The organism is Amycolatopsis sp. NBC_00345, assembly GCF_036116635.1.
Classification (GTDB): Bacteria; Actinomycetota; Actinomycetes; order Mycobacteriales; family Pseudonocardiaceae; genus Amycolatopsis.
Genome location: NZ_CP107995.1, coordinates 9,616,553 through 9,643,468 on the forward strand (window position 1 = coordinate 9,616,553; position 26,916 = coordinate 9,643,468).

Below are 26,916 nucleotides of genomic sequence, written 5' to 3' on the forward strand. Positions count from 1 at the left end.
GGTGACTCTGTGTAGGAGGCTTAAATGTCGGAGGCCCTGTCCGACGCGCCCGAGTTCCCGATGGTGCGCGGGCGCCGCCCGTTCGACCCGCCGCCGGAGCTCGACCGCCGGCTGCACGACGAGCCGGTGTCCCGCGTGAAGATCTGGGACGGCAGCGAGCCGTGGCTGCTCACGCGCTACGAAGACGTCCGGGCGATGCTCGCCGACGCGCGGGTCAGTGCCGACACCTCGAAGGCCGGTTATCCGCCGCAGTCGCCCGGCATCGCGGCGCGCCGCAAGCGGGCCAAGGCGTTCATCACCATGGACGAGCCGGAGCACGGCGCCCAGCGACGGCTGCTCACCGGTGACTTCATGGTGAAGAAGATGGAGCGGCTGCGGCCGCGGATCCAGAAGATCGTCGACGACCTGATCGACGACATGCTGGCCGGCCCGAAGCCCGCCGACCTGGTGCAGGCCTTCGCGCTGCCGGTGCCGTCGCTGGTGATCTGCGAGCTGCTCGGCGTGCCCTACGCGGACCGCGCGTTCTTCCACCGGGTCAGCAAGGTCCTGATCTCCAAGGACACTCCGCCGGCGGAGTCGCTGGCCGCGCTGGAGGAGCTGCTCGCGTACCTCGGCGGGCTGGTCAAGCAGAAGCTGACCGACCCGGCTGACGACGTGCTGAGCCGGCTCGCGACGGAGCAGGTCGCGACCGGCGCGATGACCGTGGACGACGTCGCGGCGATGGGGCAGCTGCTCCTCGTCGCGGGCCACGAGACCACGGCCAACATGATCGCGCTCGGCACCGCGGCGCTGCTGGAGCACCCGGACCAGCTGGCCGCGGTCCGCGACGGCGACCCCGCGCTCGTCGCCAACGCCGTGGAGGAGCTGCTGCGCTACCTCACCATCGTCCACACCGGACGGCGGCGCGTGGCGCTGGAGGACATGGAGATCGGCGGACACGAGATCCGCAAGGGCGACGGCCTGATCGCCGCCTCGGACATCGCGAACCGTGACGAGAAGGCGTTCCCGGACCCGGACAAGCTCGACGTCACCCGCAAGGCGCGCCACCACGTGGCGTTCGGGTACGGCGTGCACCAGTGCCTGGGGCAGCCGCTGGCCCGGGTCGAGCTGCAGGTCGTGTACAGCACGCTGTACCGCCGCATCCCGACGCTCAAGCTGGCCGCGCCGGTCGAGGAGCTGAAGTTCAAGCACGACATGGTTGTCTACGGGTTGCACGCGCTTCCCGTGACCTGGTGATTCGTTCGGGAGGAAAGTCATGAAGGTGCTCATCGACCAGGACCGGTGCGTCGGGGCGGGACAGTGCGTCCTGGCCGCGCCGGAGGTGTTCGACCAGCGCGAGGAAGACGGCGTCGTCGTGCTGCTGCAGGAGAACCCGCCCGCGGAGCTGCACGAGCAGGTCCGTGAAGCGGCCCAGATCTGCCCGGCGCTGGCCATCGAGCTGGCCGACTGAGCGGTAGCCGTTCCCGGTGGACGGGCGGCCCTTCGTGGTCGTCCGTCCACTGTGTTGAATGGGGCGGCTTCTCGGGGCTCCTCCCTGCCGCAGGTTTCCCGGTGGGGTGACGCTCGTCCGGGGAATGTCGGGGCCGGGCCCGTCCTGGCTAGGGTGACTCGTCCTGTTGCCGGGGAAGGGAACTCCCGCCGTGTCGATTCGTCGTTGTGTGACTGTGCTTTTCGCCGGCCCGGCGCTGCTGGCGGGTGCCGCCGGGCCGGCTTCCGCGTCCATCGCGCCGATGCCGCCGTCACCGGCGCGCTGTGCCGCCGTCGGCGCGGTGACGGAGCAGCTGCGTTCCGATGTGGACACCATCGTCAGCGGGATGGGCAGCGACCCGAACGCGACCGCCACCCCGGCCTCGAAGGCGTTCCAGAAGGCCACCGTCTCGCTTCCGGCCGCTCCCGGCGCCACCTGCCCGGCCGACGCGGCCGCCGCGGCCGGCGTCGTCGGCTCGATCTTCGGCTACGTCGGCGCGGTCAACCGCTACTCGCCCACGCAGACGCCGACCGTCAGCCTCGTCGTCGACCCCAGCGTGAGCACCTTCGCCTCCGCCCTGCAGGCCGCCGCTCCGGCCACCTTCACCAGCGTCACCCGGTCCGTCACCCCGGAGATGCGCGGTGAGCTGCTGCAGGGCAAGTACGTGCTGACTGCCGCCACACTGGGATTTTGAACGGCGGGATTTTGAACGGCGGGCTTCTGAACACCGTCACCCCTTCCCTTATCCTGTAAGGAGTCGTTCGAGGGGTGAGGAGCCGTCCGTGGTCGTGTTCGCCGGGCAGGGGGACGGTCGCCGTTCGATGGAGCTGTTGTGGCGCACGGGTGTCGCGGCCAGGACGGCGCCTGGGCCGAAGCCGGGGCTGAGCGTCGCCCGCATCGTGTCCGCCGCCATCGAGGTCGCCGACGCCGACGGCATGGCGGCGCTGTCCATGCGCGCGGTCGGCGACCGGCTGGGGCGCACCGCGATGGCGCTTTACACCTATGTGCCCGGCAAGAGCGAGCTGATCGACCTGATGTACGACCACGTGCTGGGCGAGCTGCGCGACGACCACGACCTGTCGTCCGGCTGGCGGCCCGCGATGGTCGAGCTGGCGCGTGAGCTGGGGGAGTTCCACCTGCGGCACCCGTGGCTGCTGCAGGTGTCGTACGCGCGGCCGGTGCTGGGGCCGGGGGAGTTCCGGATGCAGCAGGTCCTGCTGCGCGTGCTGCTGGCGACGGGGCTGCCGGCCGCCCGGGTGCGCCGGATCTTCGGCGCGCTGCTCCACGTCGTGCGCGGCTCGGTCCAGATCGCCGCCGAATCCCGCCAGGCCGCGCGCGAGACGGGCCGGTCGGAGGAGGACTGGTGGTACTCGCGCTCGGCGTTGCTGGGCGAGCTGGTCCCGGACTTCGCCGACCGGTACCCGCTGGTCGCGAGCCTGGGCGAGGGCCAGACCCCGCCGCCCGCCCCGTCGGACACCGGGTCCTACCTGGAACGCGAGGCGTGGCTCAGCCTGGACGCCGGCGTGGAACTCCTGCTGGACGGCATCGAAACGGCCATCGCGCGGCAGTCCTGACCTGCCCTGAAGGCCACCTTCAGGGACGTACATGCCCTCAAGGTGGCCTTCAGGGTCCGTCGCGGCGGCGGCACCGGTCAGACCAGGTTGGCCCGGTAGTCCTCCTCCGCGATCTCCCGGATGGAGCCGACCACGCCGCCGAGCGCGTCGGCCATCTTGGCGGCCTCCTGGGCGATCATCAGGTTGTAGAAGCCGCCGCCGAGGGTGAGGGCTTCGGTGAGGCCGCGGTCGTCGCCTTCCCAGAGGTGGGCGCGGATCAGGGCCTTGCCGCACTGGGTGAAGGCCTCCTCGACGCGCACGACGGTGGCCAGCAGCGCCGGTTTGCCGCCCGCGCTCAGCTGCCGCAGCAGGGCGGGGTCGTCGGAGACGGTGGCGCGGCCGTTGACCCGCAGGGTTTCCCGCATACCCGGCACGAAGAACAGCAGTGCCACCGACGGGTTACGCAGGATGTTTTCGAACGAGTCCGCCAGCCGGTTGCCCGGCCGCTCCGGCAGGGCGAGCGTCCACGGGTCCAGCACCTTCACCGAGCCCGGCGGGTCGCCCTTCGGGCTGATGTCCAAATTGGACTCCGAGTCGGTGGTCGCGAGGCAGAAGAACGTGCTGTGCGCGATGAACCGCACCAGGAACTCACCCAGCGCCGGCTCTTTCTTCTCCGCGATGAACCGCATCGGCTGGCCGATGATCTCGCGCAGCCGGGTGTGGTCGATGGACGCGTAGTCGTCGGCGGCCGTGCGGGCGGGGATGTCAGACATCAAGCACCAGCTTCGGGGTCAGCGCGCGGGAAACGCACGGGAACATCACGTCGCCGCGCGCCTGCTCGTCTTCGGACAGGATGTCGTCGCGGTGGTCGGGGACGCCTTCGAGCACCTTCGTCCGGCAGGTCCCGCACACGCCTTCGCGGCACGAGCCCTCGACCGGCAGCCCGGCGTCCTCCAACGCGCGCAGGACGCTCCGGTCGGCGGGCACCGGCACCGTCCGCGCGGATCGCGCGCACACGACCTCGACTGCGGTGTCGGGCCGGGGCGGACGGGGCCGCGGCTTGAACCGCTCCAGGTGCAGCGAGCCGGCCGGCCAGTGCGCCGTCCCCTTTTCGACGGCTTCGAGCAGCGGCTCCGGACCGCACGCGTAGACCGCGCCGCGCGGTTCCTCCAGCAGCTCCGTCAACGGCAGCCGCCCGGTCCGGTCCGACGCGTGGAAACCGAAGGGGCCCAATGCTTCCAGCTCCGCGCGGAAGGCCATCGAGTCCGCCGTGTGCCCGCCGTACGCCAGCCGCCACGGCACGCCCCACTCGGCGGCCTGGCGCGCCATCGGCAGGATCGGCGTGATCCCGATGCCGCCCGCGATGAACAGGTACTCCTCGGCGCGGCTGAACCCGAAGTTGTCGCGCGGGCCCCGGATCCGCACCGTCTGCCCGGGCCGCAGGAACGTGTGCACGTACTCCGAACCGCCGCGGCTGCGCGGGTCCCGCCGCACGCCGATGCGGTAGCTCGACCGGTCGTCCGGCGAGCCGCACAGCGAGTACTGCCTGCTGATGCCGGTCGGCAGCACGAGTTCGACGTGCGCGCCGGGCCGCCACTCGGGCAGCGCCCCGCCGTCCTCGCGCGCCAGCTCGACGGACACGACGCCGGCCGCTTCCCAGCGCAGCTGCCGGGCGGTCACGGGAAGCTCCATGGCCGTCTCCCTTCTTGGTCACTGACCAACGTAGGCCTGGGTTCAATGTAGGTCACTGACCAAGTGGCTGGCAAGGTGGCGCCGACCACCTACGATCGGCCGGTGACCACTTCCGCCGCCCCGGACCGCCGTGCCGACATCGTGCGGGTGGCGCTCGACGTGCTCGAAGAGTCCGGGCTGGAGGCCACGAGCCTGCGCGCGGTCGCGGGCAAGCTCGGCGTGCGGATGAACACCGTGCTGTGGCACGTGAAGACGAAGGCGCGGCTGCGTGAGCTGATGGCCGACGCGATCCTGGACAGCATCGACCTGCGCGGCCTGCCCGAGGACTCCCGCGAACGCGTGGTCGAGCTGGCTCACCGCTACCGCGCGGCGCTGCTGGCCCACCGCGACGGCGGGCGGGTGGTCGCGGGCACGTTCACCGCCGGGCCGGGCACCCTCGGCACGGCGGACGCGCTGATCGGCGCGCTGGCCGGCCTCGGCCTCGACGACCGCCAGGCCAACTGGACCTGCTGGACGATCGTCTACTTCGCGATCGGCCTGGTCGTGGAGGAGCAGGGCAGCGCGGAGACGCCGAAGCTGCACTTCGAATCGCCGTCGATGCTGGAGCCGTACCCGCACCTCCGGCGCGTGCTGCTGCGCGAGGCCAACGACCGGTTCGATGACCGGTTCACCTTCGGCCTCGACCTGATCCTCACGTCCGCTTCCGGGCCTCGATGAGGAATCGGGTGGTGGTGGCGGTGAACGGCCCGTCGCGCAACCGCTCGTGCAGCTCGCGCAGCCGGGGCCGGTAAGCCTCGACGGTGAAGCCCGGCACCATCCAGATCACCTTGCGCAGGAAGTAGATCACCGCGCCGACGTCGAAGAACTCGGTCCGCAGCTCCTCGGGCCGCAGGTCGACGACTTCGAGCCCGGTGCGTTCGGCGGCCGCTCGGGCGTCGTCGGGGTGACGCCCCCGGCGCACCTCTGGTGGCTGCGGGCCGAGGAAGTACTCGACCAGCTCGAACACGCTGCCCGGGCCGACCTGCTGGGACAGGTAGGCGCCGCCCGGACGCAGGACCCGCGCGATCTCGTCCCACCACACCGTCACGGGATGGCGGCTGACCACCAGCTCGAACGCGTTGGCGCGGAACGGCAGCGGCGGCTCGTCGGTGTCCGCGACGACCACCCCGCCCCGTGGCTCCAGCAGCGCGGCGGCCTTCGCCAGGTTCGGCGGCCACGACTCGGTCGCGACGGTCAGCGGCGGCAGCACCGGCACCCCGGCCAGCACCTCGCCGCCGCCGGTCTGAATGTCCAAAGCGGACTCGACGTGCGCGAGCCGGGCACCGATCAGCCGCTGGTAGCCCCACGACGGCCGTTGCTCGGTGGCCCGCCCGTCGAGCCAGGAGAAGTCCCAGCCCGCCACGGAAACGGCCGAGGCCTCGGCCACCAGCTCCTCGAACGCGCGTGTCATGACCCGATCGTCACAGCCGGGGCCGGACGGCGGCAAATCCGTTAAGGCCTCCTTACCCGCGTTCTACGCGGGTAAGGAGGCCTTAACGGAGGTTTCAGCGACGCCGCACCGGTGGCGGCGGCACGGGTTTCGCGGCGACGACGGCGTCGAGCGGGACGACCACGAGGCCGCGTTTCGTCTCCACCGTGCAGGTGACGGCGTCGCGCTCGCGCAGCGGCCCGAGCGCGTCGGTGAAGCCGCCTTCGATGCGGTAGCGCACGACGACGCGCGTGCCGAGCGGCAGCTCCGTCAGCGGGGTCACCGGGACAGGTGCGCGGTCAGCTCGTCGTCGCTCGGCTCGACGAGGTGGGTGCCGTCGCCGAAGACGATGGTCGGGATGCGGCGCGGCCCGCCCTGCAGCTCACGGACCAGCGCTTCGGCCTTGGTGTCCGCCTCGACGTCGACGTAGTCGTACGCGACGCCTTCAGCGTCGAGCAGTGCGCGGCTGCGCTTGACGTCCGGGCACCAGCCGGCGCCGTAGACCACTGGCTTCATGACACGACCTCCGAGGGGACGGGAGTGGATTTCTCTTCGGTGGCACCGGGTTCCGGGTGCCCGAGGAACGTCAGCCAGTCACGGAACACGTGGTGCACGGCCTCGGCGCCCACCGGCTCGCCCGGCGCCGGGAACTCCCGCGGGTGCACGATGAACCCACGCTGCTGCGGCCCGCCGAGCGCGCCGTGGGAGCCGACGTGCCGCTCGAACGGCGAGGACTGGTCGGACTCCGGGTCGTACCGGCTGTTGATCATGACGTCCGCGCAGTGCGGGAAGGAGTCGACGCGCTTGACCAGTTCGTCGGCGTACGGGCCGTAGTCGGCCAGCGGGTCCTCGCCGATCACGACGCCGGTGGCGAGCCGCTTGAGCCCGTCGCGGCCCAGCACCACGGGCCCGAACTCCGAGCTGCGCACCAGCATGAAGCCGACGCTGTCGTGGTCGACCAGGGTGGGCAGCAGGTCCGGGTACTCGCGCTCGATGGTCTCCAGCTCGACCCGGCCTTCGTGCTCGGTGAACGACACCATCGCCAGGTGCCCGGACACGACAGCGACCACTCCAGGCGCCACGCGCGTGACCGCGCCGGGGGAGCCGCTGGTGGTGCGCGGCCGGTTTTCGGCGCCTTCGGCCCTTTCGACGCGGCCGCGTAGCCGGCGTGCGATCAGGCCGCCGGTGAGGCTGGCTTCGGCCAGCGCCGCGTTCACCTGCCAGCTCTCCGCTTGCCGCCGCTTGCCCGGCTCGGCCACGGAATCGCCGCCGCACAGGCGCCCGACCAGTGCCTCCATCGTCTCGCCGAACCGGTCGACGAACGCCTGGCCCTGGGTCTGGCCGTGGTCCGACAGCCCGACGATGTGGTAGCGCCGCGGCGCGATCCGGCTCGCCCGCTGCAGCCGCGCGAACTGCTGGTCGATCGAGCGCAGCACCTCCAGGGTGTCGAAGCGCTCGATGCCGGAGTGGTGCGCGACCTCGTCGTAGCCCAGGAAGTCGGCGTACACCACGGGCCGCCCGGCCAGCATGTCGCCGATGATCGCGGACACGACGACGTCGCGCGCGATCACCGTGGTGCCCGGCCGCGCGAGCGGGTAGAAGCCGCCGCGCGGGATCCGCGGCATCACGCCGGCGCGGCGCTGCTTGGCGGCCGCGGACAGCTCGCGGAAGACGTCGACCAGTGCCACGCCGAACGTCCGCAGCACGTTCACCGGGTTCGCGAAGTAGGCGCGGTAGCCGGCGCCGACCCGGTCACGCTTGTGGCTGCGCAAGGTGCGCGGCACCAGTACCGGGATCGAGCTCATGGTGAGGCTGACGTGCTCGGCGTCGCCGGAGAACAGGTTGCCGTGGCTCGCGCCGTCACCCGAGAGCAGGCCCCGGCCGTTGGTGTGGCGGCGTTCGATCTCCGCCGCGTCGGTCGGGTGCGCGCACGCCATCACGTGGTCGCGATCCTTTTCGTACCAACGGAAGCCGAGGATGTCGTGGTTCGACCCGTGCAGGATGCCGCACACGCTGGCGCCGGTCTGCGAGCTCCAGTCGGTGTGCCAGCGCGTGAGCGAATGCGTGCCCTGGCCCAGCCAGGCGGCGAACGTCGGCATGTCGCCGTCGCGCACGGCACGGCGCACGGTGTCGTAGCCCAGGCCGTCGATCTGCAGGAAGATCACGCCCGGCGGCTGCTCGGCGAGGTCGGCGTCCGGGCTGTGCCGGCGACGGCGGCGGGCCGCGCGGCGGAAGAAGATCTCGTCCTCGTCGACCGCGAGCAGGCTGGAGATCACCGCGCCGACGGCCGACATCGTGACCGTGACGATCACCGCCGCGCTGAAGCTGTGCAGCTCGACGCCGGGCACGGCCTGCAGGATCGCCAGCGTCGCCGCGCTCAACAGCAGGAAAGTGCCGACGCCGAGGGTGAAGTACGCGATCGGCCACGCGATCCGGACTACCAGCGGCCAGACCACGGACGTCAGCAGGCCGAGGATCAGCGCGCACACCGTGGGCTGCCACCAGGACTGCATCGAGAACCCGTCGAGCCACAGGTCGAGCAGGCGCAGCGCGCCGGTGACCGCGGCCCAGACCAGGATCACGCGGGCGACGACGCGGCCGCCTTGCAGCAGCCGTCCCTTGCCGGGTTCGGGGTTGGTCACCGGGGTCCTCCAGTCCGCTCCGGTTTCCGGCGCAGCTTGCTGATCAGCGTCATGGCGACGGTGACGAGCAGCACCAGCACGGTGGCCAGCAACGTGGCGATGAGCGGCGAGTCGAAGATGCCGCCGCTGATGATGCCGAGCAGTGAGTAGGCGACGGCCCACAGCACACAGGCCACCAGGCTCGCGGGCAGGAACTTCCGCCACGGGTAGCTCAGCGTGCCCGCGGCGAGCAGCACCGGGATGCGCCCGGCGGGCACCAGCCTGCCGATCACCACGAGCTGCCAGCCGCGGCGGGCGAACTGCTCGCGGCCCTTCGTGAGCCGGTCGGCCTGCTGACGGCGTTCGACCCAGCGCAGCAGCGCCTCGCTGCCGAACCGGGGGACGGCGAACGTCAGCACGTCGCCGAGGTACGCGCCGAGCACCGCGAGCACGATCACCAGCGGCAGCGAGAGGTGGTCGGTGGTGGTGGCGACCGCGGCGGCGGCGCCGACGACCGCGCCCGTCGGCACGATCGGGATCACCGAGCCCAGCAGGACCCCGCCGAACAGCGCCGGGTAGCCGATCGCCGACGGGTCGGACCAGTTCACACCCGGTCCTCGGGCAGGGGCAGCGCGACCTCGGCGCCGGGGCGGGTCAGCAGCACCTCGGTGGGCAGGCCCGCCTTGAACACCTCCGCCGCGAACGTGCGCGGCGGCTCCACGAGCAGCTTGCGCATCCGCGCGGTCCGGTGGATCCCGGGCACGGCCAGCGTGCCCCAGTGCACCGGGATGATCACGTTGGCCTGAAGCAGCTTCGCCGCTTCCGCCGCGCGCTCGGGTGTCAGGTGCCCCGGGCCGAGGTTCGGTCCCCAGCCCCAGACGGGCAGTAACGCCACGTCGAGCGGCGCGAGGTCCGCCATGCCGTCGAACAGGTCGGTGTCGCCGGCCGAGTAGACGCGCACACCGCCGGCTTCGAGGAGGTGCCCCAGCGCCGGGCTCTGCGGTCCGTGCGTGAGCCTCGGTCCCCAGCGGTGGCCGGAGTGGACGGCTTCGGTCGCCGTGACCCGGAGGTCGCCGTTGGTGATGGTCTCGCCCGGGGACAGCTCCTCGACGTTCGGGAAACCCCGCTTCGCGAGCCAGTGCCCGGCCCCCCGCGGGACCACGATCCGCGTCCGCCGGCCCACCAGCCGCAGCGACGGCAGGTGGAGGTGATCGCCGTGCAGGTGCGAGATCAGCACCAGGTCGACGTCGGACCAGGCGGCCGCGTCGGGCAGCGGGGCCACCCGGGTGAGCGGGCCGACCCGGGACGTGAGCACGGGATCGGTGAGGACCACGCGACCGCCGAGTTCGACCCGCGTGGTCGCGTGGCCGAGGAAGTGCAGGTTGAGGCCGGTCACGGTTCCGAGTATCACCTGGTTGGCAGGGAAATGCCCGGTGGAGTGGCCGGTCGCACCTTGTCGGGTTCCCGCCGGGCCCGGGGCTAAGGGGTGGGCAGGAGCGAAGCGATCTTGAGCGAGCTGGTGCCGAGGCCGGTCGGCCCGCTGAACGGGTGCGTGGCCGGGGCGACGGGGGTGGCGGCGATGGGTCGGTAGCTGAGTTCCGGCTCGGTGTAGCGGTGACAGCGCTCGTGCCAGTTGAGGATGCCGGAGAGCCAGTTCTTCAGCTCCTCGGTGTAGGCGAGCAGGGTTTTGCGGGCGGCGTCTTCGAGGTTGTAGTCGGTGAACAGGATGGGCAGGGCGACGTCGACGGCGTGCTGGAACTCCTGCATGCGGGCGGTCATGAGGTTGTTCACGACCTCGAAGGCCGGTTGCTCGCCGATGTCCAGGAAGTTCCGGACCACCAGCACCGCGTTGTGCAGCTCGCCCTCGTACTCGATCTCCTTCTGGTACGAGAACACGTCGTTGAGCAGGCACGCGTAGTCCATCGCCGAATGCTCGATGGCCTGGATGGTGCGGGTGCGGTAGATCTCGGGCGGCACGGAGCGGCCGTGGCCGATCCGGCACAGGCTCATGGTCAGCTCCGAGCCGAAGGTCTTGCGGCGCATCTCGACGTAGTCGATCGGGTCCGGGATGCGGTTCTGGATCTGGTTGCCGAGTTCCCAGACCCAGCTGTCGGTCATGTCCACGATGGTCTTGCGGAACGTCTGCCGGAAATCCCGGGCCATGGTCGCGGTGGTGCGGCGCCAGAGGTCGGCCAGCCCCGTTTCGAGTGCGTTCAACGGGGGTGGCATCGGCTCGTCGTCGATCGGCATGAAGAGCTTGAAGCGCTCCGTCATCGCCTTCGCGCCCGCGACGTTGCCGGTCGTGCCGAAGACGACGGGGTAGTAGTCGTCGCCGTAAGTGCCCCAGGTCAGCCAGCCGCTGGTGAGGTCCAGCTGCTCCGGCGTCGCGTCCGGGTGGATGCCCGCGGCGCACAGCGGGAGGTCGGTCGCGCGCAGCTTGTGCTCGTCCCACACCACGCCGTCGAGGATGCCCATGGCTTCCGACCAGCCGACGATGTTCTCCCGCGCCTGGTCCAGGTGCGGGCTCAGCTTCAGCGAGAACGGCATGAAGATCTCGGGCCGGTCGATCGGCCCCACCGGCTCGAACGGCTTGTGCTGAAAACTGCGCATCCGTTGCGGCGCCGTGGCGGCCAGCGAAGAGAAGATCCGCGCCGCCGACGTGCCGAGGCCCGCCGGGCCGCCCAGCAGCTCCGGCCCGCCGCGTTGTTCCAGCGCGCCTTCGTTCATGTACCGGCCGGAGCGCAGGTGCCACTCGTGTCCACCGGACTGCCAGTCCTGCATGCCCTTGACGTAGGCGAACGTCTCGGTGCGCCCGGCCGGGTCCACGCCGTGCTCCTCGAACAGCCCCGGCACCTCGGTGAGCGCGGTGTGCTCGAACTGGTGCAGGCGGGAGGTCAGCAGGTCGTTGACGGCGTCCGCGGCCTCCTGCGTGGAGCAGCCGAGGAACTTCTCGAACACCAGCACGCCGTTGGACAGCTCGCCCTCGTCCTCCACCTCGCGCTGGTAGGAGAACAGGTCGTTGCGCAGGTGGACGGCGTCGGCGAAACAGTCGCGCAGCACCTCCATCGGGCGCTTCGCGGCGATCGCGTCCGGCACCTCCGCGTGCACGGAGTGCTCGATCAGGTTCGCCGACCACGGCGCGCCGCCGACCTTGCGGCGCATCTCGATGTACTCGACCGGATTGGAAACGCGGCCCTCGTTGATGTTCGCCAGTTCCCACAGCGACTCGTCGAGCAGGTTCCGGGTGCTCTCGACGAACCGCCGCCGCCAGCCCGCCGACCGGAACGGCACGGTGCGGTTCCACAGGTCCTCGAGCCCGCGCTCGACGGGGTTCTCCGGTTTCTCGGTGATCTCGCCCGTCACGGGCATGAACAGCGCCAGCCGGTCGAGGTACGCGCGTGCGCTGTCGATGTCGCCGGTGCGCTTGAACAACTCGAGGAAGTGGTCGTCGAAGTAGAAGACCCAGACGTACCAGTCGGTGACCAGGTCCAGCTCGGGCGCGCCCGCGTCCGGGTGGGTGTAGGCGCAGAGCAGCGCGTAGTCGTGGGAGTCGAAGTCGCGGGCGTCCCAGATCACCGTGCCGTGCTGGGGCACGTCGATCATGTCCATCGTGTACGCCCAGGCTTTGCTGTGCTCCCGCGCGCCCTCCAGGTACGGGTTCAGCCTGGCCGGATACGGCATGTAGAACTCGGGCAGAACAAACGGCTGCACGCGGCTTCCCTGGCCTTCCCTGTCGTTGGGTGCGGGCCCCGTGAGGCAACCAAACCCGCCCGCGCGCCGGAAGCCCCGCGGCGCGCGACTACCCGAACGAGCCGGCCCCGTCGCCCAAGCGGCCCAGCGCAGGTCACCGCGCGGTCGGTTCGGGGTGCTGTTCCGTCGCTCTAAGGTGAAGATCATCGGTGCGGTTGCGAGCGAGGGGACCTCTCGCGCCGCGCCGCCGCCGGGCCGCGGCCGGGCCCGGACCGGGAAGTGTGGAGGGGCCTGCGGCGTTCACCCGGATGCCCCGACTGCGAGGAGTGACGATGAGCGACGAGACCCGCGTTGTCCGCAACGACGACGAGAGCCGCTACGAGGTGTTCGCCGACGACAAGCTGGCCGGCTTCGCCGCGTACACCGAACGCGGACAGCTGACGGTGTTCACGCACACCGAGATCGACGACGCGTTCGGCGGCCGCGGCCTCGGCAAGGTGCTCGCGAAGGCGGCGCTGGACGAGGTGGTGGAGCGGGGCCGGGTGATCGTGCCGGTGTGCCCGTTCATCGCCGGGTACCTCCGGAAGAATCCCGGCTATGGCGACCATGTCCGTTGGCCGGACGGCACTTCTGCCGAATAATGAGTGTGCTGAATAACAAGTCCTCTGTGGACTAGCTTTCGAGCCGTCCGGTGAGGATGCCCGAGCGGGCCAGCTGAACCGCTCGGGCGCGCGACGCGGCGAAGCGCAGCAGGCCGAACGGCGCGTGCAGCCGCAGGGTGTCGGTGACGCGCGTGCCGTCGCCGTCCGGCTCGAGGTCGAAGCGGTAGCCGATGCGTACGCCGCCGGGGGAGACGACATCGCCGTACACGGCTTCGGTGCCGTCCAGGTGGAGCGTGACGACGATCGGGTTGTCGTGCCGCAGAAAGCCCAGGAACCGGAAGCGCTCGACGGCCGTGTAGCGCGTCGCCTCGTCTTCGCGGCTCACGTCGCGCACCTCGACGACGAGGGGTGAGAGGCCGACGTAGTTGGCGGGCTCCGCCAGGTGCGCGGAAACGGCGGCGGGGGCGGCCGCCACGGTGAAGGTATGGCGCAGCTCGGTGTCGGGCACGCCTGAGCGTAGCGGGGGACGGCGCGACGTCCGGCCTCACTCGCGCGGGTGGCTCCGCCATTCGGTGCAACCCCGTGTGCGGGGTTTTCGCCCTAGCCGCCCCGATGACCGGATAAACCCGTTCTGGGCAGGGCCGTCCGGTCCAATCAGGCTGGGCCGAACGACTGCCGGGAGTCCGGTTTGTCCGATACCTTGGTTATTAACCAACCTTCGTCGGTAGTGCATCGGTTTCTGGGCAACAAAAGTGTGGGGCGTCCCCCCCCCGTGGTGCGTGGCCCCCGGTCACGCAGGATCCGTCCAGCACAACTGGAGGAAGATTCCATGACTTCCCGGAAAACGGTCGTCGCGAGTTTCACCCTGTTTTCGGCCGCGGCGCTGACGGCGGGCATCTGCTCGTCGGCCGCGTCCGCGAGCCCGGTGGCCTTCGCGCAGATGCAGGCGCAGGCCATCAGTCAGGCCACGCAGGTCGCCGACAGCCTCGGCGCGGCGAGCGGCGGCATCTTCCTTGACAACGGCAAGGCCGTCGTCAACGTCACCGACGCCGCTTCGCAGCAGAAGGCCGAAGCCGCCGGCTTCGCCACGAAGATGGTCAAGCACAGCTTCGCTGCCTTGACCTCCGCGAAGAACTCTCTCGACGCGGTGAAGGACGTGCCGCAGACCGCCTGGGGCATCGACACGAAGAACAACCAGGTCGTCGTCAAGATCTACGACTCGGCCTCGAAGGCCACGGCGGACAAGGTGACCGCGGCCGCCGCCAAGCTGGGCGACTCGGCCCGCGTCCAGCACCTCACCGGGAAGCTGTCGCTCTACATCGCCGACGGCGACGCGATCCAGAACGACCAGGGCCGCTGCTCGCTCGGCTTCAACGTGACCCGGGGCGGCTCGCCGTTCCTGCTCACCGCGGGCCACTGCACCAACCTCGGCGGCACCTGGTCCGGCGGCGACGTCTCCGGTGCCGAGGTCGTCGAAAGCGACTGCCCGGGTGCGGACTCCGGCCTGCTGACCCGCCCGAACGGCTCCGGCCCGGGCGAGATCAACACCGGCCAGGCCATCACCAGCGCGGGCACGCCGACCGTCGGCGAGCAGATGGAGAAGCAGGGCTCGACCACCGGTGGCGGCAGCGGTGAGGTCACCTCGGTCGACGAGTCGGTCAACTTCGACGTCGGTGTCCTCAACCACGAGTTCGGCACCACCGCCCACACCGACCACGGCGACTCGGGCGGCCCGGCGTACGACGGTTCGAAGGGCCTGGGCACCCTGTCCGGCGGCGACACCGTGACCAGCTACTTCTACCCGCTGACCCTGGAGCTTCAGTCCTACGGCCTCGAGCTGGCCTGATCCTCCGGTAGATCTCTCTTCGAGAAGGCCCTCTCCACCGTCCGGTGGAGGGGGCTTTCTTCGCGGTTCCGGCTATTACGCTGGCTGTTCATGGAGCCGAATTCGAGCCTGGCCAGGCGGTTCTGGGTGGCGCTGGAGCCGGTGCACGCCGTTGTCTACTTCGCGCCGGAGCCCGCGGCGGCGGCGAAGGACGTCGGTCTGCGCGGCTGGTGGATGGGGTACTTCGCCGGTCGCGCGGCGCCGCTGGGCCCGGTCGGGCCGGCTCCGGTGACGTCGATGTTCTTCGGCTTCGCGCCCGGGATGGTGGCCCGCGCGCTGCCGGACGCGTGGAAGTTCGCGAGCCCGGAGGACGTGCTGCGCACCCGGGTGGAAGCGGTGGAGGCGGTGCTCGCGCGGGTGCTGCCGGACGCGGGACTGGCCGAGCTGACCGGGCTGCTGGAATGGGCCGTCGCGGGCTGCCGCTTCGACGGCCGCCCGCTGGCCGCGGCGTGGGCCGCGATCCCGCGCCCGCCGCGGCTGCTCGCGCGGCTGTGGCTGGCGACCTGCGTGCTCCGCGAACACCGCGGCGACGGTCACGTCCTCGCGTCCGTGGCCGCCGGGCTGACCGGGCTCGACGCGGGCCTGACCCACATCGCGACCGGCGCGACGACCCGTGGGCTGCTGCAACGCGCCCGCGGCTGGACCGACGAGGAGTGGGAGGCGTCCCGCTCGCGGCTGCTGGGGCGCGGCCTGCTCGACCCCGCCGGCCGGCTGACCGAGACCGGCGCCGCCCTCCGCCACCATGTCGAGGCCACCACCGACTGGCTCGCCGCCGGACCGCTGGAAGCGCTCGGTGCGGCGGACGTCGAGCGTGTCATCGCGTTGGCCACGAGGTTGAGCCGCGTGATCGTCGACACCGGCGTGGTGCCGGTACCGAACCCGATGGGCCTGCCACGGCCGTGAAACTCCTTCACCGAGCCGAGTCCCTGAAGGCCACCATGAGGGCATATCCGACCCTCATGGTGGCCTTCAGGGCGCATCAGTCGGCCGGTGTGGGGACGCGGCCGGGCTCCGCTTCGCCGGTGCGGCGGCACAACAGGTCGTACTGGCAGCGCAGCTCGTAGGCCTCGTCCTCGAGCCGGCGCTTGGCGAGCAGGTGTGGCCGGGCCGTCTCGCTGTAGTGGCGCAGGTCGTCCTGGTCGAGGGAGCCGTCGCGGAAAGCGGTCCAGAAGACCAGCGTCGCCGAAACCACCATCACCAGCGCGACGAGCACGGCCAGCAGCACCGCCAGATCCGACAGTCCACTGAGGACACCCTCGGTGTAGACCCGGACGAACATGACCACTCCCATCAGGCCCACCAGCAGGCCCACCGTCACCAGGCTCAGCTTGGCCCCGGTGGTCAGCTCGGCCCATACGAGCTGGCGGCGGTGGTTCTTGTGCTGCCGCTGGTTGTGCCCGAGGTGGTGCAGCGCGGTGGCCGCGCCGCCGGTGGCGAGCACGGAGATCACCACGCTGATCGCCAGCGGCAGGCCGAGCGGGTCGCTCCAGTCCACATTGAACACGGAGCTGGCCAGCCACAGCATGATCGGCAGGTCGACGATCGTCACCGCGAGCAGGGTGAGCACGCGGGTCAGCCGGTTGACGCGGCGGTGGCGCAGGCTGCCGCGCACCTGCTCCAGCTCGATCAGGTCGTCGAGCAGGTCGGCTCTGGCCTGGGCCTCGCCGGCGGTCAGGTTCTGGCCGTGCGGTCCGACCACGGGCTCGTCGAGGACCCGGGCGGACAGGTACTGCAGCTCCCGGATCCGGGCCAGCAGCCGTTCACCGGCGACAGTGGAGCCCCCGCGAGCTTCCGCGGGAGGCCGTGGTGACGGGAGGTAACGCGTCTCGTCGTTGCTGTACATGGCCTTGCCTCCGTGATCCTCAGTAGGTGATTTCGACCCGGCGCATCCGGGCCGCGGCCGGTTCGTCGAACCGGCCGCCGACGATCGCGGTCACGCCGGGCTGGGTGCCGGCGCCCGCCGCGTCGACCGGGCTCGTGACGCCGGCCCCGGTCAGTGCCGCCGCCACCGTGCGCGCCCGCAGCGTGGCGAGTTCCTGCCGGCCCGTGGCGGTGGAGCCCGGCGGGTCGGCCGCGTAGCCGCGGATGGTGACCGGCGCGTCCGGCCGGTCCGCGAGCCGGGCCGAGATGCTCCCGGCCAGCGAGCCCAGCAGGTCCTTCGCCGCGGGGGACAGGGCGGCGGAGTCACCGCTGAAGCCGAGGGCGCTGTCGGAGACGGTGGTGCTGATCCGGCCGTCCGGTCCCACCACCGACTGGACGCCGGGGACCGGCACGACGGGGGTGGCCACCGTGGCCGCCGGGCGCCGGGCCGGCACACGGCTCTGGTCGACGTCACAGGAGAGGGCATTTGCCGCCGTGCAGATCGCCTGCCAGTAGCGCGCGAGCGTGTCGCGGGCGGGCTCGGGCAGCGGCGGCTGGGCCCCGGAGACGGCGCCGAGCCCGGTGAACAGCACGTGCCAGCCGTCGAGGTGGGGCAGCTGCCCGGCGGCCTTCAGCCGGCCCGCGATGGTGGCCGCGTCGGCGTTCCAGCCGACCTGCCGCAGGTCGAACGCGCCGGCGGTGGCGAGCCCGTTGCTGTCGACGACGAGCGTGCCGGGGCTTATCCCGCGCACCGCGTCGTTGATGCCGCCGAGCAGGTCGAGGCCGGTTTTTCGGGCCGCGCTGGCCGCGATGACGTCCGCCGCGTCCTGCACGTTCCGGTCGACGAGCGCGGGCCGGTTCAGCCCGTGCTCCAGTGCCCCGTCCGCCCGCCGGGGCGTGAGGACAACCTGCTGCGCGTCACCGCCGTCGGCCCCGGAGATGAGCGCGACGCTGCTCTTGCCGGACCCCTGCGCGGAAACGTCGGTGCTGTCGGCGGCGTCGCGAAGCACCTTCAGCGCGGCCGCCGTGGCGAAGGGCTTCGGCTCGTTCGCGGTCCCGCTGACCACGACGACCACCCGTTCGCCACCCGAAGGCGTGAAGCTTCGCGGGGGGATGGCACAGCCGGCCAGGAGAAGTGGCAGGGCAGTGACGGCAATTGCCAAACCGACGGAAAGGCCGCGGCGAGCCTTCCTCGTGGGCGACCGAAACCGCCGCACAATGGGAAAGTAACCAGTTCCAGCCGGATCGACCGGCAGGGCCGGTGTAACGGTTCTGGGCTTCATGACGACCTCCCTAGGGTCCATGAGCAAGCCCAGGATGACACTTGCCTGAGATGAGCGTCAATTGCCGAGATGGATTCGACGCGAAGGGTTTCCCACTCGGTCCGCTGCACGGTGACTTCCTGCCACCTCGGACCGGCGAACGGCCGGAGGTGTGCCCCCGAATGGTCCATCAGCCAGTGCTCTTTGACGCCAGCGGTGGCCGATCGGGCCGCCGCGCTGGTCGAATTCCGTTCCGGAAGCAAATGACACCGGTGGCTCAGGCATTTGCCGGGAGGGCTAGGCTGAGGTGATGGCTGAGGTCGACGGCATCCAGGGTGCGTTCCTCGGGCTGCGCAAGCGCAGCGGCCTCAAGGCGGAGCGCCTCGGCACGACCGAGGTGGACCTGTCGCGGCTGGTCACGCTGCCCGCGGTGGAGTCCGCGGTCGCGGCCGGGTCACCGGTCGAAGAAGCGGTGGTGCGGGTGGTCACCGAAGCCGCGCGCCGGCTGCCGCCGACGGACCTGATCGTCGCCGACGCCGTGCTGGCGCTCGGCCTGCTGCGCGACCGGATGACCGGCCGCGCCGACCTGGCCGGCGTTTACGCCGACGACCTCGGCAAGCGCCGCGCCGCGCTGGCGGACCACTGGACGGAACTGCACACCCTGCTCGACGCCACCCCATCCCCGGTGGCCGTGACCGTGCGCGGCCTGCGCGGTTCCCTGGAGGCCGCGACCCTCGCGCGCCTGGCGGAGGAGTGCGCGGGCTCGCCGGCCCCGTCCCCGGCCCGCCCGGACCGCATGCCCCCGGCCGACGCGAAGTCCGTGGTCGTCGTCGGCGGCGCGGTGATGGACCAGATCTTCGTCGTCGACTACTTTCCCGCCGCCGGGACCTCGACACAGGCCAAACTGTTCGAGAGCCGCCCGGGTGGCAAGGGGCTGAACCTCACCGTCGCGGCCGCGCAGATGGAGTTCGCCCCCCGGCTCATGACGGCGGTCGGGGACGACTTCTGGGGCAAACAGATCCTGCAGACCATCGATGACACCGGTCTCCGGGACGACCTGATCAAGATCGTGCCCGGTGCGACAACGCCGGTCACCGGGGTGATCGTGACGCAGGAGGGGAACGCCAGCTACCTGGGCTGGAAGAACGAAAGCCAGGTCGCACTGTCGACCGCGGACATGCGCAGCCCTGCCTTCCAGAGCGCGATGACTGATGCGGAGGTTGTATTCGTGACCTTCGAGCCAGCCGTGGACGTGGTGCGGTGGGCACTGGGTGCGGCGGCACATCAGCCGCACCGGCCGCTGGTCGTGCTGCAGCCCTCGCCGCCCCTCGACACCCCTCAGCACCTTTACGGGCAGTTGGGCAGCGTCGACTACCTCGTCGGCAGCGAATGGGAGCTTCGCCGTCTTCTCCCCGATCCGGGAGAGGAAGATTTCGGCCTCGTGGTGCCGCTCCTCCTGGGGCTGGGGGTCGGCGCGGTCTGCGCGGTGGAGAAGTTCGGCTGCCGGATCTGGTCGAGAGATCTCACCGCGACGGTCGAGGGTTCGTCTCTGCCGCTCAACGATGCGCCGGGTTCTCGGGAGGTGTTCTCCGCCGCCCTTGCCTTCTGGCTGCTCAAGTTTGGTCGCAAGCTCAGTGTTGATGCCCTAGACTGGATCGTGGCGGCGACAACCATCAAACCTGCGTTAGAGGGACTCGAGCGTTTTCCGACTCCCCAGGAAGTTGATCGTAAGCTGGAAGGCTCAGGGTAGCTGCGAGACCGATGGGCGGGTGGGTGTGCACTCCTTGACGGGTGCCGAGGGGCCCTTCCGGGTTCTTGTCCTCAAAGCCGGCCAGTCGGATGAAGCCAACCCACCTTGTGCGGCGGTATTCGGCGAGCCCGGGCAGGGCTGTCTGGTGCGGATCCACTCACGCTGTCTCTACGGCGAGGTCTTCGATTCCCTCGACTGTGACTGTCGTGCGCAACTGAACCGGTCGCTCGAACTCATCCATGCTGCGGGATCCGGCGTGCTGATCTATCTGGATCAGGAAGGCCGTGGTGCCGGGCTGCTGACCAAAGCCCGGGCTTACGCGCTCAGCCAGGAGCTGGGGATCGACACTTTTTCCAGCTATCGGGAGCTGGGTCTGCCGTCTGATCTCCGGAACTACGACGGTGCGGTCGAGTTGCTTGATGAACTGGGGCTGCGGAAGGTCACACTGCTGACCAACAATCCGGCGAAGGTCGCCGCTGTGGAAGAAGCGGGCATCGAGGTCGTCCAGCGTCCGTTGCGTATTTCGGGGCTGGGCGAGCGGGCCCGCGAGTATCTGGCGGCCAAGGATCGTCAGCTGACGCGGCACGCGGATCCGCCGGAAAGCTGAGCGTGACCGTGTCGATTCCGTCCGGGCCGTCCGTTGGCCGCGGCGTGACCGAAAGCGGGTGAGCGAGCGCAATGCCCGCCCACCCGCGACGAACTACAGCAGCCCGAGCAACTTGAGGTTGCTGAGGTACTTGACGATGACGGTCGGGGTGATGTGCGGGATGTCCTTGTCCGGTGGGATGTTCGCCCGCTGCACGGCCGCGCGGAACTGCTCCGCCGAACCCATGCCGGTGTCCGACGGCGGCGTCGGCCGCTGGTAGTTGTGCAACAGCGGCAGCAGGGAATGCTGGCGTTGCTGGTCGGGCAGGGCCCGCATGGCCGCTTCGAAACGCTGCAGCCACGCGTCGTAGCCGGGGATGCGTTCGATTCGGTAGCCGGCCTCGATCAGCCAGTCGACGTAGGTGTCCATCGAGATGCCGTCGTCGTGCGGGTTCGACACGTGGTAGGTCTCGAACCCGGTCACCACCTGGGTGCCGATGGTGGTGATCGCTTCGGCGATGAAGTCGACCGGCAGCCCGTCGTAGTGGGCGCGCTGCCGGTGGCCGTCGGCGTCCAGCTCGTAGAACGAGGCGGGCGCGATGCCGGTGGCGGCCAGGCTGAGCATGGTGCGGGTGAACATGTCGGGCACGTTGAGCTGACCGGCGTACCGGGTGTCGGTCATGATCATGTCGCAGCGGAAGACCGAGACCGGCAGGCCGCACAGGTCGTTGGCCTCGCGCAGCAGCACCTCGCCGGCCCACTTGCTGTCGGCGTAGCCGTTCGCGTAGCTGTCACGGGACTTGCGGACCGGACTCGCTTCCCGGATGTCGGCCTTCTCGGTGAACGCCGACGGTTCGATCCCGTCGCCGACGCCGAGGGTCGACACGTAGGTGTAGGGCTTGAGCCGGCTGGTGAGGGCGAGCCGGATCAGCTCGGCCGTGCCCACGACGTTGGGGCCGAACAGCTGGTCGTAGCCGAGGACGTGGTTGACCATGGCCGCGGGGTCGACGATCAGGTCCACGGTGTCGGCGAGCCGCTGCCAGACGGCCTGGTCCAGCCCGAGGTTCGGCTCACCCTTGTCGGCGGCCAGTACCTCGAGGTGACCGTCGGCCAGCGACCGGTAGTGCGCCAGCAGCTCCGGGTCCCCGCTGTCGAAGGTTTCGTCCAGGCGTTGCCGCGCGGCCGCGTCGTCCTTGGCCCGGACGAGGCAGATCAGCTTTCCATCCACAATAGACAGACGCTCGAGCCATTCCAGGGCGAGGTAGCGTCCGAGGAAACCGGTGGCACCGGTCAGCAGGACGGTGCGCGCCTCCGGGCCGGCGCTGGGCAGGTTCGGGGCCGCCGCGAGGATCTCGGCGTCGAGGAACTTGTCCAGGGTCAGGTCGGCGGCCCGGATCTCGGTGGTGTTCTGGCCGTGTACCGCGGTGAAGGTCGGGCGCTTGGCCCCGGGGGCACGCAGCTTCTCGATGTGGGCGGCGATGCTCCTCAGGTCGTTCGCCGGGCTGACGAGGACGCCCGCGGACACCTCGACGCCGAAGATGTCGCGCAACAGGTTCGCGAAGGTCAGCCCCGACAGCGAATCCCCGCCGAGCTCGGTGAACCGGGACTCCGGCCGGAGCTCGTCGGCGGACGTGCCGAGCAGGGCGCCGACGGCCTGGATGATCGTCTCCAGCACCGGCCGGTCGGCGCCGCCCTGGCGCAGAGTCTGCAGCTCGTCGGTCTCCGCTTCGGCCAGATCTTGGTAGAGCTGCTCCAGCCGCGGGGCGTAACGCTCCTTGAGCTTGGGCCGGGCCAGCTTGCGGATGTCGGTCAGCAGACCGTTTTCCAGGCTGAACGGCGTCGTTTCGACGAGGAAGTCACGAGGGATCTCGTACGACTGCAGCGCCGCCGTCTTGGCGATGTCACGCAGCGAGCGGCTGATCGAGGACTTCAGCGCGTCGCCGCCGGTGCTCGCCAGCGCGTCTTCGGTGGGCACGACGATCGCGAGCAGGTACGTGCGGGCGCTGTTGCCGTACACGTAGATCTGGCTGACCAGCGGGCTTTCGGCGAACACCGCCTCCAGCCTGGAGACCGTCACGAACTCGCCCTGGGACAGCTTGAGCACGAAGTTGCGGCGATCGAGGTAGGCCAGGTGGTCCGGTTCGGTCTCGGTGACGATGTCCCCGGTGTGGTAAAAGCCGTCGGCGTCGAAGACCCCGGCGGTGACCTCGGGCCGGTTGTAGTAGCCGCCGAACACGTTGACGGACTTCACCGCCAGCTCGCCCCGGGGGTGGGGGCGGTCGGTGGTGAAGTAGCCCAGATCCGGGACGTCGACGAGCTTGTACTCGATCACCGGGGGCCGGGAGACGAGGCCATCGCGCAGCACCATGCCGATTTCGGTCGCGCCGTACGCGTTCATCACGTGGAGGTCGGTGAGCGATTCGACCCACGCCCTCAGCTCCGGCGAGATCGGGGCCGAGCCCGTCAGCGCGGAGAGGAACCGGCCACCGAGCACGTTCTGCCGCATGTCGGCCACCACCTCGGCCTCCAGCGTCGCGGCGTCGAGCCCGTCGGCGGCTCGCCGGTGCAGCTGGCTCTGGAAGTGCTGGAAGAGCATCTCCCAGATCCGGGGCACGAAGTCCAGCGCGGTCGGCCGCACCAGCGCCAGGTCTTCCAGCAAGGTCGACAGGTCGCTCTTGGCGGCGAAGTAGGCGGTGCCGCCGTTGCGGAGCGCGGTGTACAGGATTACGCGCCCCATCAGGTGGCTCATCGGCATGAAGCCGAGCACGATCGACGGGGCGGCGCCGGACGAGCCCCGGACCCCCGGCAGCCACGCGGCCGACCGGCGCCAGAAATTGGCCACCAGACGCTCGGGGTACATGGCCCCCTTGGGCGAGCCGGTGCTGCCGGAGGTGTAGATCAACAGCGCCAGCGGATCCGGCTCATCGGAAACGGCCGCCGGGGCCGCCGGCAGTGACCGGCCGCGTTCGAGCACGGTCGCCAGCGTCTCCAGGGCCACCGGGCCGCCCGCTTCGGCCAACCGGGTCCGGGCGGCTTCGAACGTTTCGCGCTGGTCGTCGACCTCGGGGTGGTAGTCGAACACGATGAGCCGCTTGACCGACGGGCCGGCCAGTACCAGCTCGACGGCGTCGTCCAGCGAATCGAGGCTGGACGCGAGCACGTTCGGCCCCGTCTCGGCGACGATGGGTCCCAGCCGGTCGTGCGGGGCGGTGGCCTGCAAGGGGATGGAGACCGCGCCCAGCCGGATCAGCGCCAGGTCGATGGTGGTGTAGTCGATGCTGGCGAAACCCAGCACACAGACCCGGTCGCCGGGGCGCACCGGGTCGCCGGTCAGCGCGGTCGCGATCGCGCGGGCGCGATCCCAGGTCTCGCGGTAGGTGATCGTGTCGAACCTCGACAGCAGTTCCAGCGCGGTTCGGCCGGTCTGCGGGTCTTCGACCAGCCGGGTCGCGCGCTGCCCCAAGGCGGGCCGGTCGGCGTAACCGTCCATCAGCGTTTGCACGATCTGCGGCAGCCGCAGGCCAGGCTGTTCGGACGCCTCGGTGACGGCCTCGATCGGCCGGGCGTCGGCGAACTGGCTGTCGGTGGCGTACAGCTGCGCGATGCGGTGCTCAAGCCGTGACTGTTGTGAATCGGTCGATGTCAATCCCGTCTCCTATCCTGCTGGGGGCACGCAAGAAGTGGCACTTCAGAGTGTCATCGTGTAACTACAGTGTGCCACCTTGGCACTCGTGAGTGTCAACCCTTCGAAGGGGGCGCGGGCATGACAAAGAACACGCAGGAACTCACCCAGGTGCAGCAACAGCGGCGGCAGGTCACGGTCGACGCGCTGCTCGAAGCCGCGAAGCTCGGCATGATCGACCGCGGGCTCGACGTGAGCATGGACGACATCGCCGAGCTGGCCGAAGTCGGCCGCCGGACCGTGTTCCGCTACTTCGCCACCCGCGAGGACCTGCTGAGCGCGGCCATCGCGGCCGCGTCGGCCGACTATCTGAGTGCCATGGCGGACTGCTCCGGCGAGGACTGGCGCGCCTGGCTGGCCGACTTCGCCCGCGTGATGCACCAGCGGTCGGCGAGAGGGGGACGGCTGTACTGGGAGTTCGCCTCACGCCGCCTGCCCGAGCGGCTGGCGCAGGCCTATTCCGAGCACCGGCAAGCACTTCAAGGCATGTTCGACACCGTCACGGTCACGGTCTGGGGCGCCGCCGGGGGCAACGGCGCCGCGCCGCAAGAACTGCGCCAGACCGTCGCCGCCCACCTGAGCCCGATGTTCACCCAGTCGGTGCTACTCGACGCGGGCGGCTCGGCCGAGCTCGCCGCGGAAATGGCCACCAACGCCATCGCCGGGGCCACGCGCCGGCTGCTCGGGGCCTGACCCGTTCGACCTGTCGATGCTGCTTGAAGGCAAGAACGCGGTCGTCTACGGCGGGGGCGGCGCGATCGGCGGGGCGATCGCGCGGGGTTCGCCGAGGAAGGGGCCCGGGTGTTCCTTGCGGGGCGGACGCGCGCCAAGCTCGAGAAGGTGGCCGGGGGCATCTGGGGAGCCGACGCCGTGGTCGCGGCGGCCGGGAGCATCGACGTCTCGATTAACGTCATCACGCACGGCGACGTCCAGGGCATCCCGCTGGTCGACCTGTCGCTCGCGGACTACGAGCGGCCCGTCGGCTGCAGGTCGCGTTCCACGCGCTGGAGACGATGCGCCGCCAGCTGGCCGCGGAGCTGGGGCAGTACGGCGTCCGCACGGTCACGCTGCGCACCGGCGGGTGCCCGAAACGCTCACGCCCGGGATGCCGGGCGCCGAGGAGATCGCCGGCGGCATCGCGCGGAGCACCATGCTCGGCCGCGCCGCGACCCTCGCGGACGTCGGCGCGGTGGCCGCCTTCGTCGCGTCGGACCGGGCTCGTTGCATGACCGCCGCGACGGCCAACATCAGCTGCGGCGCGCTGGTCGATTGACCGCGCTGGTCGGCTAGTGTCGCGTGATTCCGCCTTCTCTGCCTGGTTGCGGTGCGCCGGCTCCGGCTCGGCCCACAGCGCCCCAATGTGGCGTTGGTTGCGTTGGACGCACCCAATGTGGCGTTCGGTGCGTTGGACGCACCGAACGCCACATTGGGGCGCAACCCGCCAGAGCCACAAGACGCTGGCGGCGTGAAGAGACTGCGGCTAAACGGTGCGAGGAGATCTGCTGCCCGATCCGAGCCCAACCGGGCCGGGCGGCGTGCACCTCAGTCCACATCGGACAACTGTCAGCCGCCGAGCAGCCGGGCCAGTGCTTCGCGGGCGCGCTCGTCCCGTGAGGCCAAGGATTGCAGCTTCGAGGCGAGCACGGTCAGCCACTCGTCCAGCTCGGTGTCGCGGCGGCTGATCACCACGCCGCGCACCACCTGGCGGACCTCGGCCGCGACGCCGCCGCCCCGGCCGGCGGTGAGCACCAGCAGCTGGTCCGGCGTGGTCACGCGCACCTCCACCGGCTGGCCCGTGCGGCCCGCCACGCGGTCGGCGAACGTGCGGCGCCGGTCGACCTCGACCATGCCCGGCGGCAGCGCCGCGCCCAGGGTTTCGGACAGCACGCGGCTGTAGGACTCGACGTCGGCGCGGTCGGTGCGCAGCGTCGCGACCAGCAGGTGGAAGTCCAGCTCCGAACCGGCCATCAGTCGGTCAGCGGCAGCACGAGCTGCGGCTTGGCGATGTGGTGGTCGGCGCGCAGCGGCTTCACGGCCGTGCCGATCGCGAAGAACTCCGTGGTGTGCCCGCCCCACCGGTGCGACTGCGACAGCAGCTGGACGCCCACGATGCCCTCGGCGTGCAGCTGCTCGGCCTCCGCCTGCATGCGTGACATCGCCAGCTCACGTGCGTCGTAGAGCGCCTCGGTGTACTGCGGGATCTCGACGTTCTGCCCGATGTTGCCCATCGCCTGGCGGAACCGCTGGTGCGCGATGTGGTAGACGCACGTGCCCATCACCATGCCGAGCGGCGCGTAGCCGGCCTGCACGAGCGTCCAGAAGTCCTGGCCGGACAGGTCGGAGGTGAACGGCTTTCCCGTGTTGTTGCGCCATTCCCCGGGCTCGTCGGCCTTCACCGCGGTGCCGACGGCGACGAACTCGGCCAGGTCGTTGCCGAACTCCTTGAACTCGATCTCCAGCCGCACGGCCACGATCCCGTCGGCGCCGAGCAGGTCGGCCTCGGCCTCCATGCGTGACATCGCCAGCTCGCGGGCGTGGTACATCGCGGCGGAAAGCCGGTCCAGCTCCTGGTTCTTGCTCCACCGGCCCATCTGGAAGCCGACGTGGTAGATGCTCGACCCGAGCACCAGCCCGAGCGGCCGGAACCCGGCCTCGCGCACGAGCAGGAACTCGTTCACGCTCAGGTCCGAAGTGAACAGGCTGGTCGCCTGTCCCGGCCGCATCTCGGCGAGCCGGCGCATCGCATCCTCGGGGATGTGCTGCGCAGCGGGGTCCACAGTGGTCACAGGGCCTCCTTC

The 26,916-nt window shown here is 70.6% G+C and carries 27 protein-coding genes; 12 read left to right on the forward strand and 15 right to left on the reverse strand.

Annotated elements, in window-relative coordinates:
- Nucleotides 1-24: 24 nt before the first annotated feature.
- From OG943_RS43960 to OG943_RS43975, 4 genes are all read left to right on the forward strand, one after another.
- Nucleotides 25-1,236, forward strand: a complete 1,212-nt coding sequence (locus OG943_RS43960; protein WP_328606776.1) for a cytochrome P450 — start codon at nucleotides 25-27, stop codon at nucleotides 1,234-1,236.
- Between the two features lie 19 nt (nucleotides 1,237-1,255).
- Nucleotides 1,256-1,450 carry a ferredoxin gene (locus OG943_RS43965; protein WP_328606777.1) on the forward strand — a complete coding sequence of 65 codons (195 nt, stop codon included), beginning with the start codon at nucleotides 1,256-1,258 and terminating at the stop codon, nucleotides 1,448-1,450.
- 208 nt (nucleotides 1,451-1,658) lie between these two features.
- Entirely contained in the window at nucleotides 1,659-2,162 is a 504-nt protein-coding gene (locus tag OG943_RS43970; RefSeq protein ID WP_328606778.1) for a hypothetical protein, read from the forward strand.
- Between the two features lie 88 nt (nucleotides 2,163-2,250).
- On the forward strand, nucleotides 2,251-3,042 hold the full coding sequence (locus OG943_RS43975; protein WP_328606779.1) for a TetR/AcrR family transcriptional regulator: 792 nt from the start codon (nucleotides 2,251-2,253) through the stop codon (nucleotides 3,040-3,042).
- A gap of 77 nt (nucleotides 3,043-3,119) precedes the next feature.
- Here OG943_RS43975 and OG943_RS43980 read toward each other — a convergent pair whose 3' ends face one another.
- Together OG943_RS43980 and OG943_RS43985 are read right to left on the reverse strand one after the other, a co-directional pair.
- Nucleotides 3,120-3,794, reverse strand: a complete 675-nt coding sequence (locus tag OG943_RS43980) for an MSMEG_1061 family FMN-dependent PPOX-type flavoprotein (protein ID WP_328606780.1) — start codon at nucleotides 3,792-3,794, stop codon at nucleotides 3,120-3,122.
- Nucleotides 3,787-4,713 carry a PDR/VanB family oxidoreductase gene (locus tag OG943_RS43985; RefSeq protein ID WP_328606781.1) on the reverse strand — a complete coding sequence of 309 codons (927 nt, stop codon included), beginning with the start codon at nucleotides 4,711-4,713 and terminating at the stop codon, nucleotides 3,787-3,789. Before OG943_RS43985 ends, OG943_RS43980 begins: the two co-directional genes overlap by 8 nt.
- Before the next feature lie 102 nt (nucleotides 4,714-4,815).
- On the opposite strand from OG943_RS43985, the gene OG943_RS43990 reads away from it, so the two are divergent.
- The gene (locus tag OG943_RS43990; RefSeq protein ID WP_328606782.1) at nucleotides 4,816-5,430 is read left to right on the forward strand and encodes a TetR/AcrR family transcriptional regulator; all 615 of its coding nucleotides are present in this window, start codon (nucleotides 4,816-4,818) and stop codon (nucleotides 5,428-5,430) included.
- Here the strand turns inward: OG943_RS43990 and OG943_RS43995 are convergent.
- The 7 genes from OG943_RS43995 to OG943_RS44025 all read right to left on the reverse strand — a co-directional run bounded on the left by OG943_RS43995 (nucleotide 5,405) and on the right by OG943_RS44025 (nucleotide 12,513).
- Nucleotides 5,405-6,163, reverse strand: coding sequence for a methyltransferase domain-containing protein (locus OG943_RS43995; RefSeq protein ID WP_328606783.1), 759 nt, complete (start codon nucleotides 6,161-6,163; stop codon nucleotides 5,405-5,407). The genes OG943_RS43990 and OG943_RS43995 overlap by 26 nt on opposite strands.
- Before the next feature lie 94 nt (nucleotides 6,164-6,257).
- Nucleotides 6,258-6,464, reverse strand: a complete 207-nt coding sequence (locus OG943_RS44000) for a putative acetyltransferase (protein WP_328606784.1) — start codon at nucleotides 6,462-6,464, stop codon at nucleotides 6,258-6,260.
- A complete protein-coding gene (locus OG943_RS44005) occupies nucleotides 6,461-6,697 on the reverse strand; it encodes a glutaredoxin family protein (protein ID WP_328606785.1) in 237 nt (78 codons plus the stop codon). The genes OG943_RS44000 and OG943_RS44005 overlap by 4 nt, the downstream gene beginning before the upstream one ends.
- Entirely contained in the window at nucleotides 6,694-8,823 is a 2,130-nt protein-coding gene (locus tag OG943_RS44010; protein WP_328606786.1) for a phage holin family protein, read from the reverse strand. Before OG943_RS44010 ends, OG943_RS44005 begins: the two co-directional genes overlap by 4 nt.
- Entirely contained in the window at nucleotides 8,820-9,410 is a 591-nt protein-coding gene (locus OG943_RS44015) for a DedA family protein (protein ID WP_328606787.1), read from the reverse strand. Before OG943_RS44015 ends, OG943_RS44010 begins: the two co-directional genes overlap by 4 nt.
- Entirely contained in the window at nucleotides 9,407-10,198 is a 792-nt protein-coding gene (locus OG943_RS44020; RefSeq protein ID WP_328606788.1) for an MBL fold metallo-hydrolase, read from the reverse strand. Before OG943_RS44020 ends, OG943_RS44015 begins: the two co-directional genes overlap by 4 nt.
- A gap of 83 nt (nucleotides 10,199-10,281) precedes the next feature.
- A complete protein-coding gene (locus tag OG943_RS44025) occupies nucleotides 10,282-12,513 on the reverse strand; it encodes a terpene synthase family protein (protein ID WP_328606789.1) in 2,232 nt (743 codons plus the stop codon).
- Between the two features lie 311 nt (nucleotides 12,514-12,824).
- Between OG943_RS44025 and OG943_RS44030 the strand changes: the two genes are divergently transcribed.
- The gene (locus tag OG943_RS44030; protein WP_328606790.1) at nucleotides 12,825-13,133 is read left to right on the forward strand and encodes a GNAT family N-acetyltransferase; all 309 of its coding nucleotides are present in this window, start codon (nucleotides 12,825-12,827) and stop codon (nucleotides 13,131-13,133) included.
- A gap of 31 nt (nucleotides 13,134-13,164) precedes the next feature.
- Here the strand turns inward: OG943_RS44030 and OG943_RS44035 are convergent, their stop codons facing one another.
- Nucleotides 13,165-13,602 carry an SRPBCC family protein gene (locus OG943_RS44035; RefSeq protein ID WP_328606791.1) on the reverse strand — a complete coding sequence of 146 codons (438 nt, stop codon included), beginning with the start codon at nucleotides 13,600-13,602 and terminating at the stop codon, nucleotides 13,165-13,167.
- Between the two features lie 321 nt (nucleotides 13,603-13,923).
- Between OG943_RS44035 and OG943_RS44040 the strand changes: the two genes are divergently transcribed.
- Entirely contained in the window at nucleotides 13,924-14,940 is a 1,017-nt protein-coding gene (locus OG943_RS44040) for a S1 family peptidase (protein ID WP_328606792.1), read from the forward strand.
- 90 nt (nucleotides 14,941-15,030) lie between these two features.
- The gene (locus tag OG943_RS44045) at nucleotides 15,031-15,882 is read left to right on the forward strand and encodes an SCO6745 family protein (protein ID WP_328606793.1); all 852 of its coding nucleotides are present in this window, start codon (nucleotides 15,031-15,033) and stop codon (nucleotides 15,880-15,882) included.
- A 76-nt stretch (nucleotides 15,883-15,958) separates the two neighbouring features.
- Here the strand turns inward: OG943_RS44045 and OG943_RS44050 are convergent, their stop codons facing one another.
- A complete protein-coding gene (locus OG943_RS44050; RefSeq protein WP_328606794.1) occupies nucleotides 15,959-16,822 on the reverse strand; it encodes a hypothetical protein in 864 nt (287 codons plus the stop codon).
- A 19-nt stretch (nucleotides 16,823-16,841) separates the two neighbouring features.
- Nucleotides 16,842-17,906 (reverse strand): OmpA family protein, encoded by a 1,065-nt coding sequence (locus OG943_RS44055; RefSeq protein ID WP_328606795.1) that lies wholly within the window; start codon nucleotides 17,904-17,906, stop codon nucleotides 16,842-16,844.
- Nucleotides 17,907-18,411: 505 nt separating this feature from the next.
- Here OG943_RS44055 and OG943_RS44060 point away from each other — a divergent pair.
- Nucleotides 18,412-19,851, forward strand: a complete 1,440-nt coding sequence (locus tag OG943_RS44060; RefSeq protein WP_328606796.1) for a carbohydrate kinase family protein — start codon at nucleotides 18,412-18,414, stop codon at nucleotides 19,849-19,851.
- Nucleotides 19,852-19,876: 25 nt separating this feature from the next.
- Nucleotides 19,877-20,458, forward strand: a complete 582-nt coding sequence (locus OG943_RS44065; RefSeq protein ID WP_328612335.1) for a GTP cyclohydrolase II — start codon at nucleotides 19,877-19,879, stop codon at nucleotides 20,456-20,458.
- Between the two features lie 93 nt (nucleotides 20,459-20,551).
- Here the strand turns inward: OG943_RS44065 and car are convergent, their stop codons facing one another.
- Nucleotides 20,552-24,082, reverse strand: coding sequence for a carboxylic acid reductase (gene car / locus OG943_RS44070; RefSeq protein ID WP_328606797.1), 3,531 nt, complete (start codon nucleotides 24,080-24,082; stop codon nucleotides 20,552-20,554).
- 117 nt (nucleotides 24,083-24,199) lie between these two features.
- Here car and OG943_RS44075 point away from each other — a divergent pair, with 117 nt between their 5' ends.
- Both OG943_RS44075 and OG943_RS48565 read left to right on the forward strand, forming a co-directional pair.
- A complete protein-coding gene (locus tag OG943_RS44075; RefSeq protein ID WP_328606798.1) occupies nucleotides 24,200-24,811 on the forward strand; it encodes a TetR/AcrR family transcriptional regulator in 612 nt (203 codons plus the stop codon).
- Between the two features lie 388 nt (nucleotides 24,812-25,199).
- Complete coding sequence (locus OG943_RS48565; RefSeq protein WP_442874657.1) at nucleotides 25,200-25,391, forward strand: SDR family oxidoreductase; 192 nt, start codon at nucleotides 25,200-25,202, stop codon at nucleotides 25,389-25,391.
- A gap of 290 nt (nucleotides 25,392-25,681) precedes the next feature.
- Here the strand turns inward: OG943_RS48565 and OG943_RS44085 are convergent, their stop codons facing one another.
- Both OG943_RS44085 and OG943_RS44090 read right to left on the reverse strand, forming a co-directional pair.
- On the reverse strand, nucleotides 25,682-26,086 hold the full coding sequence (locus tag OG943_RS44085; protein ID WP_328606799.1) for a hypothetical protein: 405 nt from the start codon (nucleotides 26,084-26,086) through the stop codon (nucleotides 25,682-25,684).
- The gene (locus tag OG943_RS44090) at nucleotides 26,086-26,904 is read right to left on the reverse strand and encodes a heavy metal-binding domain-containing protein (protein ID WP_328606800.1); all 819 of its coding nucleotides are present in this window, start codon (nucleotides 26,902-26,904) and stop codon (nucleotides 26,086-26,088) included. The genes OG943_RS44085 and OG943_RS44090 overlap by 1 nt, the downstream gene beginning before the upstream one ends.
- Nucleotides 26,905-26,916: the final 12 nt, after the last annotated feature.

What these genes read in the sequence shown, in the direction of transcription:
- OG943_RS44045 (WP_328606793.1), top strand. Translation starts at nt 15,031, where the DNA reads ATGGAGCCGAATTCGAGCCTGGCCAGGCGGTTCTGGGTGGCGCTGGAG.
- OG943_RS43965 (WP_328606777.1), top strand. Translation starts at nt 1,256, where the DNA reads ATGAAGGTGCTCATCGACCAGGACCGGTGCGTCGGGGCGGGACAGTGC.
- OG943_RS44075 (WP_328606798.1), top strand. Translation starts at nt 24,200, where the DNA reads ATGACAAAGAACACGCAGGAACTCACCCAGGTGCAGCAACAGCGGCGG.
- OG943_RS44040 (WP_328606792.1), top strand. Translation starts at nt 13,924, where the DNA reads ATGACTTCCCGGAAAACGGTCGTCGCGAGTTTCACCCTGTTTTCGGCC.
- OG943_RS44050 (WP_328606794.1), bottom strand. Translation starts at nt 16,822, where the DNA reads ATGTACAGCAACGACGAGACGCGTTACCTCCCGTCACCACGGCCTCCC.
- OG943_RS43995 (WP_328606783.1), bottom strand. Translation starts at nt 6,163, where the DNA reads ATGACACGCGCGTTCGAGGAGCTGGTGGCCGAGGCCTCGGCCGTTTCC.
- OG943_RS44030 (WP_328606790.1), top strand. Translation starts at nt 12,825, where the DNA reads ATGAGCGACGAGACCCGCGTTGTCCGCAACGACGACGAGAGCCGCTAC.
- OG943_RS43960 (WP_328606776.1), top strand. Translation starts at nt 25, where the DNA reads ATGTCGGAGGCCCTGTCCGACGCGCCCGAGTTCCCGATGGTGCGCGGG.
- OG943_RS43985 (WP_328606781.1), bottom strand. Translation starts at nt 4,713, where the DNA reads ATGGAGCTTCCCGTGACCGCCCGGCAGCTGCGCTGGGAAGCGGCCGGC.
- OG943_RS43980 (WP_328606780.1), bottom strand. Translation starts at nt 3,794, where the DNA reads ATGTCTGACATCCCCGCCCGCACGGCCGCCGACGACTACGCGTCCATC.
- OG943_RS44005 (WP_328606785.1), bottom strand. Translation starts at nt 6,697, where the DNA reads ATGAAGCCAGTGGTCTACGGCGCCGGCTGGTGCCCGGACGTCAAGCGC.
- OG943_RS44060 (WP_328606796.1), top strand. Translation starts at nt 18,412, where the DNA reads ATGGCTGAGGTCGACGGCATCCAGGGTGCGTTCCTCGGGCTGCGCAAG.
- OG943_RS44085 (WP_328606799.1), bottom strand. Translation starts at nt 26,086, where the DNA reads ATGGCCGGTTCGGAGCTGGACTTCCACCTGCTGGTCGCGACGCTGCGC.